The 10,198-nt window shown below is 72.8% G+C and carries 10 protein-coding genes; 2 read left to right on the forward strand and 8 right to left on the reverse strand.

The window, feature by feature from the left end; all coding sequences use genetic code 11:
- Positions 1–105 precede the first annotated feature (105 nt).
- From K1Y72_RS35710 to K1Y72_RS35725, 4 genes are read right to left on the reverse strand one after another with little or no spacing between them, the layout of a single operon-like run.
- On the reverse strand, positions 106–1,260 hold the full coding sequence (locus K1Y72_RS35710) for an acyl-CoA dehydrogenase family protein (RefSeq protein ID WP_220170980.1): 1,155 nt from the start codon (positions 1,258–1,260) through the stop codon (positions 106–108).
- Positions 1,257–3,236 carry an acetyl/propionyl/methylcrotonyl-CoA carboxylase subunit alpha gene (locus K1Y72_RS35715; protein WP_220170981.1) on the reverse strand — a complete coding sequence of 660 codons (1,980 nt, stop codon included), beginning with the start codon at positions 3,234–3,236 and terminating at the stop codon, positions 1,257–1,259. Before K1Y72_RS35715 ends, K1Y72_RS35710 begins: the two co-directional genes overlap by 4 nt.
- 4 nt (positions 3,237–3,240) lie before the next feature.
- Positions 3,241–4,833 (reverse strand): acyl-CoA carboxylase subunit beta, encoded by a 1,593-nt coding sequence (locus K1Y72_RS35720; protein ID WP_220170982.1) that lies wholly within the window; start codon positions 4,831–4,833, stop codon positions 3,241–3,243.
- Positions 4,830–6,539 (reverse strand): acyclic terpene utilization AtuA family protein, encoded by a 1,710-nt coding sequence (locus tag K1Y72_RS35725; RefSeq protein ID WP_220170983.1) that lies wholly within the window; start codon positions 6,537–6,539, stop codon positions 4,830–4,832. Before K1Y72_RS35725 ends, K1Y72_RS35720 begins: the two co-directional genes overlap by 4 nt.
- A gap of 100 nt (positions 6,540–6,639) precedes the next feature.
- On the opposite strand from K1Y72_RS35725, the gene K1Y72_RS35730 reads away from it, so the two are divergent.
- Positions 6,640–7,254 (forward strand): TetR/AcrR family transcriptional regulator, encoded by a 615-nt coding sequence (locus K1Y72_RS35730; RefSeq protein WP_220170984.1) that lies wholly within the window; start codon positions 6,640–6,642, stop codon positions 7,252–7,254.
- Positions 7,255–7,257: 3 nt separating this feature from the next.
- Here the strand turns inward: K1Y72_RS35730 and K1Y72_RS35735 are convergent, their stop codons facing one another.
- On the reverse strand, positions 7,258–8,007 hold the full coding sequence (locus K1Y72_RS35735) for an SDR family NAD(P)-dependent oxidoreductase (protein WP_220170985.1): 750 nt from the start codon (positions 8,005–8,007) through the stop codon (positions 7,258–7,260).
- Between the two features lie 20 nt (positions 8,008–8,027).
- Positions 8,028–8,552, reverse strand: a complete 525-nt coding sequence (locus K1Y72_RS35740; protein ID WP_220170986.1) for a hypothetical protein — start codon at positions 8,550–8,552, stop codon at positions 8,028–8,030.
- Between the two features lie 148 nt (positions 8,553–8,700).
- Between K1Y72_RS35740 and K1Y72_RS35745 the strand changes: the two genes are divergently transcribed.
- Positions 8,701–9,168 carry a hypothetical protein gene (locus K1Y72_RS35745; RefSeq protein ID WP_220170987.1) on the forward strand — a complete coding sequence of 156 codons (468 nt, stop codon included), beginning with the start codon at positions 8,701–8,703 and terminating at the stop codon, positions 9,166–9,168.
- A 49-nt stretch (positions 9,169–9,217) separates the two neighbouring features.
- Here the strand turns inward: K1Y72_RS35745 and K1Y72_RS35750 are convergent, their stop codons facing one another.
- Positions 9,218–9,856 (reverse strand): PhzF family phenazine biosynthesis protein, encoded by a 639-nt coding sequence (locus K1Y72_RS35750; RefSeq protein ID WP_220170988.1) that lies wholly within the window; start codon positions 9,854–9,856, stop codon positions 9,218–9,220.
- 48 nt (positions 9,857–9,904) lie between these two features.
- Positions 9,905–10,054: a hypothetical protein gene (locus K1Y72_RS35755; RefSeq protein ID WP_220170989.1), complete on the reverse strand. Its 150-nt coding sequence runs from the start codon at positions 10,052–10,054 to the stop codon at positions 9,905–9,907.
- Between the last annotated feature and the right edge of the window lie 144 nt (positions 10,055–10,198).

Genomic DNA, 10,198 nt, shown 5'->3' on the forward strand with positions numbered 1-10,198 from the left:
GGGCGGGGGGCGGAGGACCGTACATCGGCGCCTTTCCGGTGGGGGTCGCGCCGGAATCCTACGGAAACCACCCACCCCCCTGGCCCCTTTTTCGCCATTCTGTCCTTAATAGGACTTCGGCAGCCCGAGGGAGTGCTGGGCGACGAAGTTGAGGATCATCTCGCGGCTCACCGGGGCGATGCGCATGAGGCGGACCACCCCGGCGAGCATGCCGACGCCGTACTCGCTGGTGAGGCCGTTGCCGCCATGGGTCTGGATGGCCTGGTCCACGCAGTGGATCGCGGCCTCGGCGGTGGCGTACTTGGCCATGTTGGCGGCCTCGCCCGCGCCCATGTCGTCGCCGGCGTCGTAGAGCCAGGCGGCCTTCTGGCCCATCAGCCGGGCGAGCTCCAGCTCGATCTTGCCCTGGGCCAGCGGGTGCGCGACGCCCTGGTGCGCCCCGATCGGGGACTTGAAGACCTGCCGGTCCCCGGCGTAGGCGACGGCCTTGCCGAGGGCGAGGCGGCCGATGCCGGCGCCCATCGCCGCGGCCATGATGCGCTCGGGGTTCAGCCCGGCGAACAGCTGCAGGATGCCGCCGTCCTCGTCGCCGACCAGGGCCTCGTAGGGCAGCCGGACGTCGTCGAGGTGGCAGACGAACTGCCGCTCCGGCGAGACGATCTCCATCTCGATGGGCGTCCAGGTGAACCCGGGCGCGTCCGTCGGCACGATGAACAGGGAGGGCCGCAGGTTGCCCTTCTGGTCCTCGCTGCGGGACACGAACAGCACCGCGTCGGCCTCGTCGACCCCGGAGATGAAGGTCTTCTGACCGTTCAGGACCCACCCGTCGCCGTCGCGGCGCGCCGTCGTGGTGATGCGGTGGGAGTTGGAGCCGGCGTCGGGCTCGGTGATGGCGAACGCCATCTTCACCGACCCGTCGGCGAACCGGGGCAGCCAGTGCTCGCGCTGGTCCGCGGTGCCCGAGCGGGCGATGATGGTGGCGCAGATGGCCGGGGAGACGACCATGAGCAGCAGCGGGCAGCCCGCGGCCGCCAGCTCCTCGCAGACCGCGGCGAGGTCGCCGATGCCGCCGCCCCCGCCGCCGTACTCCTCGGGGATGTTGACGCCCAGGTAGCCGAGGCGGCCCGCCTCGTCCCACAGCTCGGTGGTCTTCTCGCCGGCCTTGGCCTTGCGGATGTAGTAGTCGGGGCCGTACTTGGCGCCGAGCGCGGCGACGGCGGCGCGCAGGGCCTGCCGCTCCTCGGACTCGATGAAGCTCACTGGGGGTTCCCTTCGGGGGTTCGCTCGGAGATGACGGCCAGGACGGCGCCGGCCTGCACCTGCTGCCCGGCGGCGACGTTCAGCTCGGTGACGGTCCCCGCGGCGGGGGCGGCGATGCGATGCTCCATCTTCATGGCCTCCAGCACCAGCAGCGGCTGCCCCTCGGCGACGGCGGCGCCGGCCTCGGTCTCGACCCGCACGACGGTGCCCGGCATGGGCGCCAGGAGCGAGCCGGGCGCGACGAGGTCGCGGGGGTCGGCGAAGCGCGGCACGGCGCGCAGCGCGACCGGCCCGAGCGGCGAGTCCACGTAGGCGTGGCCGCCCGCGGTGCGGACGCGGAACGCCCGCCGCACACCGGCGACGTCGAGGACGACCTCCCCGGGAGCCGAGGAAGCGAGCGCGACGCCGTCGTGGCCGCCAGCGGCGAGCCCGTCGCGGGTGATCCGGTAGGCGACCTCGACGGGCGTGCCGTCCGCCGTCTCGTAGATCTTGCGCTGCGGCTGGGACGGCAGGTTGCGCCAACCCGACGGCAGACCGCCGAGCACGGGCGCGGCGGCACGGTTGGCGGCGGCGTCGGCCAGCGCGGCCGCGAGCGCCGACAGGCGGACGGCCTCCGCGTCCGCCAAGGGCGCGGCGAGGACGTCCAGGCCGACCGCGTCGAGATAACCGGTGTGGACGTCGCCCGCCAGGAAGGCGGGCTCGGCCATGATGCGGGCCAGCAGGTCGCGGTTGGTGGTGACGCCATGAATACGGGCGCCGGCGAGCGCGGCCCGCAGGCGCCGCGCGGCGGCGTCACGGGTAGGCGCCCAAGCGATGAGCTTGGCGAGCATCGGGTCGTAGTGGACACCGACCTCACCGCCGCTCTCCACACCGCTGTCGAGGCGCAGCCCGGCCTCGCCGCCGAGCCCGAACGCCACGTCGACACCGGGGATCTCGAAGGTGTGCAGGGTGCCCGACCCGGGCCGCCAGCCCGCCGCCGGGTCCTCGGCGTACAGGCGGACCTCGATGGCGTGACCGCGCGGAGCGGGCGGCGCGGCCGGCAACCGCCGCCCCTCGGCGACCTCGATCTGCAGGCGGACGAGGTCCAGACCGTAGACGCACTCGGTGACGGGATGCTCGACCTGCAGCCGGGTGTTGACCTCCAGGAAGAAGAACCGGCCGTCGGGGGCGAGCATGAACTCCACCGTGCCGGCGCCGGTGTAGCCGATGGCCCCGGCGGCGCCGACGGCGGCCGCGCACAGCTCGGCCCGCAGCGCGTCCCCGACGGCCGGCGACGGCGCCTCCTCGATGATCTTCTGGTGGCGGCGCTGCACCGAGCAGTCGCGCTCGCCCAGCGCCCAGACGGTGCCGTGCGCGTCGGCGAGGATCTGCACCTCGACGTGCCGCGCGTTCTCCAGCAGCGGCTCGCAGAACACCGCATCGTCGCCGAACGCCGACCGCGCCTCGCGGCGAGCGCCCTCGACGGCCCCCGCGAGCTCGTCCAGCGCCCGCACGACCCGCATGCCCCGCCCGCCGCCACCCGCCGACGCCTTCACCAGCAGCGGCAGATCGGCCTCGGTAACGGCGCCCGGATCCAGCTCCGGCAGGACCGGCACGCCCGCGGCCGCCATCAACCGCTTCGCCTCGATCTTGGAGCCCATCGCCGCGATCGCCGCAGGCGGCGGCCCGACCCAGATGAGCCCCGCGTCCACGACGGCAGCGGCGAAACCCGCGTTCTCCGACAGGAACCCATAGCCCGGATGGACCGCGTCGGCGCCGGCCGCGAGCGCGGCGGCGATGACCAGATCGCCGCGCAGGTAGGTCGCGGCGGGCGCCTCACCCGGCAGCCGGACGGCCGCGCCCGCCTCACGGACGTGCGGGGCCCGCTCGTCGGCGTCGGAGAAGACCGCGACGGTCCCGATGCCCAGAGCGCGGCAGGTACGCAGGACACGGCGGGCGATCTCGCCGCGGTTGGCCACCAGCAATGTGTCGATCATCAGCTCACATCCGGAAGACGCCGTAGCCGTCCGCGCCGCGCACCGGGGCGCCGTGGACGGCCGACAGGCACAGGCCGAGGACGGTTCGGGTGTCGCGCGGGTCGATGACGCCGTCGTCGTAGAGCCGCCCCGACAGGAAGTAGGGCAGCGACTCGGCCTCGATCTGGGCCTCCACCATCTCGCGCATGGCGGCGTCCTGCGCCTCGTCGTAAACGCCGCCGCGCGCCTCGGTCGCCTGCCGGGCGACGATCGACAGCACCCCGGCGAGCTGCTGGGGACCCATCACCGCCGACTTGGCACTCGGCCAGGTGAACAGGAAACGAGGGTCATAGGCGCGACCGCACATGCCGTAGTTCCCCGCACCGTAGGAGGCGCCCATCACGACGGTGAGATGCGGCACCCGGCTGTTGGCCACCGCATTGATCATCAAAGCGCCGTGCTTGATGATGCCCGCCTGCTCGTACTCCTTGCCCACCATGTAACCGGTGGTGTTGTGCAGGAACAGCAGCGGCGTGTCCGCCCGGTTCGCCAACTGGATGAACTGGGCCGCCTTCTGCGCCTCATCCCCGAACAGCACACCCTGCGCATTGGCAAGGACGCCGATCGGATAACCGTGCAGGCGCGCCCAGCCCGTGACCAGGCTCGTCCCGTACAACGGCTTGAACTCGTCGAACTCCGAAGCGTCCACGATCCGCCCGATGACCTCCCGCGGATCGAAGGGGATCTTCAAATCCGCCGGGACGATGCCGGCGAGCTCCTCGGGATCCAGAACGGGCTCGCGGACCGGACCGGGCGCCGGACCGAGCTTGCGATGGTTCAGCCGCCTGACGATGGAGCGGCCGATGCGCATCGCATCGGCCTCATCCACGGCCATGTGATCGGCGAGCCCGGAGGTGCGGGCGTGCATCTCCGCGCCGCCCAACTCCTCATCGTCCGCCTCCTCCCCCGTCGCCATCCTCACCAGCGGCGGCCCACCGAGGAACACCTTGGCCCGCTCCTTGACCATGACCACGTGATCGCACATGCCGGGAATGTAGGCGCCACCCGCGGTGGAATTGCCGAACACCAGGGCGATCGTCGGGATCCCGGCGGCCGACAGCCGGGTCAGATCGCGGAACATCCGCCCACCCGGAATGAAGATCTCCTTCTGGGTGGGCAGGTCCGCACCCCCGGACTCCACCAGATTGATCACCGGAAGCCGGTTGGCCAGCGCGATGTCGGCGGCCCGAAAGCTCTTCCGCACCGTCCAGGGATTGGACGAACCGCCGCGCACCGTCGGATCGTTAGCGACGATCATGCACTCGACGCCCTCCACCACCCCGATCCCGGTGATGACGCTGGCCCCGACCGGGAAATCGCTCCCCCACGCCGCGAGCGGGCTCAGCTCCAAGAACGGCGCGTCGGGATCGAGGAGCAGCTCGATCCGCTCACGGGCCAAGAGCTTGCCGCGCCCGTGATGACGGGCGACGTACTTCTCACCGCCGCCCGCGAGCGCCTTGGCGTGCTCGGCCTCCAGATCGGCGAGCTTGGCGAGCATCGCCGCCCGCCGCTCGGCGTACTCGGCCCCATCCGGGTCGAGCGCGGACTTCAAGGTCACAGGACGTCCTCCGGAATGTCGACGAGGCGCGACCGGAGCCACTCCCCAAGGGCCTTGCCCTGCGGATCGAAGCGGGTCGAGGCCGAGACGCCCTCCTGCAGCAGCCCCGCCACGACGAAGTTGAGAGCCCGCAGGTTGGGCAGGACATGACGGGCCACCGCATGGCCGCGGGTCTCAGGGAGCAGCTCGGCGAGCCGCCCGGTGGTCAGGAACGCCTCCAACCACACCCACTGCGCGTCGGTACGGGCCCAGACACCGATATTGGCATCGCCGCCCTTGTCACCCGAGCGCGCGCCCACAACACGGCCGAGCGGGGCACGAACAGCGGCGGCGGGCGGCGGCGCGAAGGTGCGCGGAGCCTCCTCGGCCGCAGGGAGCGGCGCGGTCGGACCGCCCGAGATCCGCACCCGCGCACCGTCGGGCAGGACCGCGACATGCTCGACCTCCCCGTTCGACACGAACGCCGGCCGGTACACCCCGTACGGAGCACCCCCGCCGGGCGGCGAGGTCATCGTGAAGCCGGGATAGCCGGCGAGCGCGAGCTCGACGACGGCCCCACTGAACGCCCGCCCGACCGTGTCGGCATCGGGATCGAGGACGGCGCACCGCAGCAGCGCGGTCGCCTGCCCCTGCGTGGCCGGGTCGGCGACCGGCACGCCGAGCAGCGTCCACTCCACCCGCTCGGGCCGCCGGGAGCCGAAGGCCGCCTCGGTCTGAGCACGGGCGAACGCCGCCTTGGCCTCGACGTCCAGGCCGGTCAGCACGAACGTCATCTCGTTGCGGTGACCGCCGAGGTGGTTCAGGCAGACCTTGGTCGTCGGCGGCGGCGGCGCGCCGCGCACGCCGCTGATCTCGACACGGTCGGGGCCCTCCTCGCGCAGCCGGACGCTGTCGAAGCGGGTGACGACGTCGGGCCCGGCGTAGGCGGGGGCGCCGATCTCGTAGAGGAGCTGGGCGGTGACGGTCTCGGCGGTCACGTTGCCGCCGGTCCCCTCGTGCTTGGTGATCACGCTGGAGCCGTCGGCCCGGATCTCGGCGATCGGAAAGCCCAGTGGCTTTACATTGTAGATTTCTTGGAAGAAGGCGTAGTTGCCGCCGGTCGCCTGCGCGCCGCACTCCAGGACGTGCCCGGCGGCGGTGGCGCCGGCGAGGGCGTCCCAGTCGTCGCGGGCCCACCCGAAGTGCGCGGCGGCCGGGCCGACGACCAGCGAGGCGTCGGTGACCCGGCCGGTGACGACGACGTCGGCGCCCGCCTTCAGGCACTCGGCGATGCCCCAGGCGCCGAGGTAGGCGTTGGCAGTGAGCGGGTCGCCGTAGCGCGGATCGGCGAAGCCGAGCTCCCCGGCGCGCGGCAGCAGGTCGTCACCCTCGACGTGGGCGACCCGCACGTCCACGCCGAGCCGCGCGGCGAGCTCGCGGAGCCGGTCCGCCAGGCCGCGCGGGTTGAGGCCGCCCGCGTTGGCGACGATCCGCACGCCGTTCTCGACGGCGAGCCCGAGGGACTCCTCCATCTGCCGCAGGAAGGTGGAGGCGTAGCCCGCGCCGGGGTCCTTCAGCCTGCCCCGGCCGAGGATCAGCAGGGTCAGCTCGGCGAGGTAGTCGCCGGTGAGGACGTCCAGCGGGCCGCCCTCCAGCATCTCGCGAACGGCGGCGAACCGGTCGCCGTAGAACCCGGAGGCGTTGCCGATCCGCAGCGGTGGGGTCATGGGCGGCAGCCTGCCAGCCCGCCGATAAAAAATCAATCGTGCTTGATTGTTTCGGGTGGATGGTTTTGGTTGACTGGTCGGACCCGACCCGAAGGACGCGATGAGCACCCAGGCGATCCCCCGCGAGCCGCGGCAGGACCGCAGCCGCGCCACCCGGCGGCGGCTGCTGGAGGCGGCCGTGGACTGCCTCGCGTCCGTCGGCTGGGCCGGGACGACCGTCGCGGTGGTCGCCGAGCGGGCCGGGGTGTCGCGCGGCGCCGCCCAGCACCACTTCCGGACCCGCGAGGAGCTCGTCACCGCCGCCGTCGAGTACGGCAGCGAGGTGCGGATGGCGCAGATGCGCGAGCGCCTGGACGCCCTCGCGGGCGGGCGGCCGTCCACGCTGGAGGTCGTCGAGCTCCTCGGCGAGATGTACAGCAGCCCGCTGTTCCGCGCCGCCCTGCACCTCTGGGTCGCGGCGAGCTCGGACGAGCAGCTCCGCGCCCTGGTGCTGCCGCTGGAGGCGCGGGTCGGCCGGGAGGCGCACCGGCTCACCGTGGAGGCGCTCGGCGCGGACGAGTCGGTGGCGGGCGTCCGCGAGACCGTGCAGGCGACCCTGGACCTGGTCCGCGGCCTCGGCCTCGCCGGGCTGCTCACCGACGACTCGGCGCGCCGCGCCCGCCTGCTCCGCCAGTGGGCGGCCACCCTGGACCTCGCGCTCGCCGCCGGCGGCTGACGGTCAGCCGGCCGTCGCCCCGCAGGTGATGTTCACGGCCGAACCGGTGATGGTGCGGGCCCGGTCGGACGCGACGAACGCGGCCACGTCTCCAACGTCGGCGAGGGTCGCGGCACGGCCCAGCAGGGTCGCCCCCTCGATGGCGGCGGTGACCTCGTCGCGGATCGGCAGGTCCGCGGGAATCGACTCGGGGATGCCGCCGGTCTGGAGCGTCACCGTCCGGACCCCGTGCGGACCGAGCTCGGCGGCGAGCGCCTGGGCCAGCGTCTCCTGCGCCTGCAGCGCCACCTGGAGCCCGCCGACGCCGGCCGTCGGCGGACCGTGCCCGCCGAACACCAGGATCACACCCGACCCGCGCGGGACCATGTGCCGGGCGGCGGCGCGGGAGGTGAGGAACAGCGTGCGCAGCGCACGGTGGATCCCACCCTCGAAGTCGGCGAGGGACATCCCGGCGAGCGGCGTGCCCTGCACGACGCCCGGCTCGACCAGGTTGAAGGAGATGTCGAGGGAGCCCTCCGCGGCGGCGACGGCGTCGGCGTGCGCGTCCACCGCCGCCTCGTCCAGGGCGTCCAGCACGGCGGTCTCAGCCGCGCCGCCCGCCGCCCGGATTCGCGCCGCGACCGCGTCCAGGGTCGCGGCGGTGCGGCCCGCGAGGTGAACGCGGGCGCCCTCACGGGCGAACGCCCCGGCGACCGCGCCACCGACCTTGCCACCGCCTCCGTAGATCACGGCGACCTTGCCGTCCAGCAACATGTCCGTCCTCCGATCCGTTATCAGGAGTGGTGACCGCCGGCGTCCCCCGAAGTCATCGGCTGGGAGTTGAGGCGGACGGCCTTCGCGAGCCGACGGGGCCGCACGTAGATCTCCTTCCCCAGCCGTAGGACGAACAGACCCGCGTAACCCACCGGCACGCCGAACGCTCCCCAGTCCCACTGGTGAAGCGCGGCCGCCAACAGCGCACTGCCTAGATAGCCACCCATCACCGAGGCCGCCACGATCCACTGTCGTCGCCGCTGCGCGCTCGCCTCCCCCTGCTGCCAGGCGGCGTACTCGGCCGCGATCGCGCGCAGGCTCTCGTCAGGGACCGCGCGTCCCGCCTCCACGGCGTCCTGGACACGCGCCCGCTCGCCGACCGACAACCCGTGGTGCTCTTTGAGCCACCCGCCGCGAGGATCGAGCCGCAGTTCCCGTTCCCATACCTTGTCCCCGACCGGCGGCGCCTGCGGGGCGCGCAGCAGCCGCCAGGCGAGGAGCAGCGGCCCCGCCCCGAGCACGGCGAGCACGATCCAGACCCACATGGCGACCTCCCCGGTTCGGCGCGTCCGTCATGCCCGCCCGCCGACGGATGATCGCTGTCGGAGCGTCCGGTTCGGGTCACAGGACCGGCGACGCGCCCTGCGATAGTGGGGCCGGCGCACCACTCGGCGAGACCATCGGGAGGAAGGAATGCCCGCAGAGCCGCCCCCCTGGCTGGACGAGCACACGAGCGTGGTCGAGGCCGACCCCGAGCCCCTCTGGCACGCGGTGGTCCAGGTGTTCGATCGATCCTTCTCGCGCTGGGTCGCGGCCCGCTACGTCCGGCTCATCGGAGGCGATCCACCCGCCCGGACGGGACCGTGGCCGCCCTCCGAAGGCTCGGCGGTCCCGGGCTTCCGGGTCGCGGCGGCCGTCCCCGGGCGAGAGCTCCGGCTGGCGGGACGGCACCGCTTCTCCGACTACACCTTGACGTTCCGGATCGAGCCCCTCGAAGCAGGACGCAGCCGCTTGCGCGCCGAGAGCCGGGCCGCCTTTCCAGGCGTCGCCGGACGCGGCTACCGGACCCTGGTGGTCGCGACGGGGCTGCACGTGCTGGGCATGCGCCGCCTGCTCACCGCCATCCGTACGCAGGCCGAAACGACGGCGTCCCCTCCGTGACGGCACCTCCGCGCCGGAGAACGACGTAGAGAGGACGCCTCCGAGCGTGTCACCTCCGCACCGTGCCGCCCACCTCGATCATCCCGTCCCCGGCGAGATGCGTGACGATCCGAGAACCCCTCCCCTGCCGGACGTCCAACGACCGGCCGAGGTCGGCGGTGAGGAGAAGGGCGGCCGCCCCCGTCGCCTCGTCCTCCTCGATCCCGTCGTTCCGCCCGGGAAAGGCCCGCGCCCTGACCACACCGGCCGCCTCGTCCGACCAAGCCCACGCATAGATCCACTCTCCAGGCGGCGGGACCGAGAGCGCGTCGATTTCCGCCGCGGACGTATAGGCGCGCAAAATCCTAGCGGGCGCCCAGGCGGACCGCGCGGCGATCCATGCCACGTCGCCGTCCCGGCGGCACGCCACTGTCCCGGCCGGCGTCACCAGCTCCGGCACGTCCAGGAGCCAGGCCGCGCCGACGCAGGGATGCCCGGCGAAAGGCAGCCGGAGGGTGGGGGTGTAGATGTCGATGACGCCCCGAAGGGCGTCATCGACGAACACGGTCTCGCTGAACCCGAGGTCCGCCGCGACCCGCTGCCGCCCCTCACGCGAAGGGACCGACGAGCCGTCGCGCACCACCCCGAGGGGGTTGCCGTACCGCCCATCGGGGCCGCAGAACACCCGCACGACCTCGAAGTCGACCATCAGAACAGTCAATCAACCTCTCGGCCGGGCCCAACCGCCGCCCTGGGATCAGGTGTAACGCGATCCACCGCGCTCGGAGCCGCTCGGCGGACGCTCCCGACGGTCGCCCATATAGAACAGGCCCACCAGGACGAACACCACGATCGCGGCGAGAATGAGCAGCAGACCGGCCGATGTGGAGCCGAGCATCGCGACCACTTCCTCCCATGCGAGTGTCGCTCGCCCCTCCCTTTGCCCTAAGAGGGCAGGTCTAAAGAACAAGCCCCTGTGACCTGGACTACCGCCCTCACCAGGGCCGGAAATGGAAAAGGCCCCGCCTTTCGGCGGGGCCTTCCCTAATAT

It is taken from the genome of Actinomadura parmotrematis, from assembly GCF_019458805.1.
GTDB lineage: Bacteria > Actinomycetota > Actinomycetes > Streptosporangiales > Streptosporangiaceae > Spirillospora > Spirillospora parmotrematis.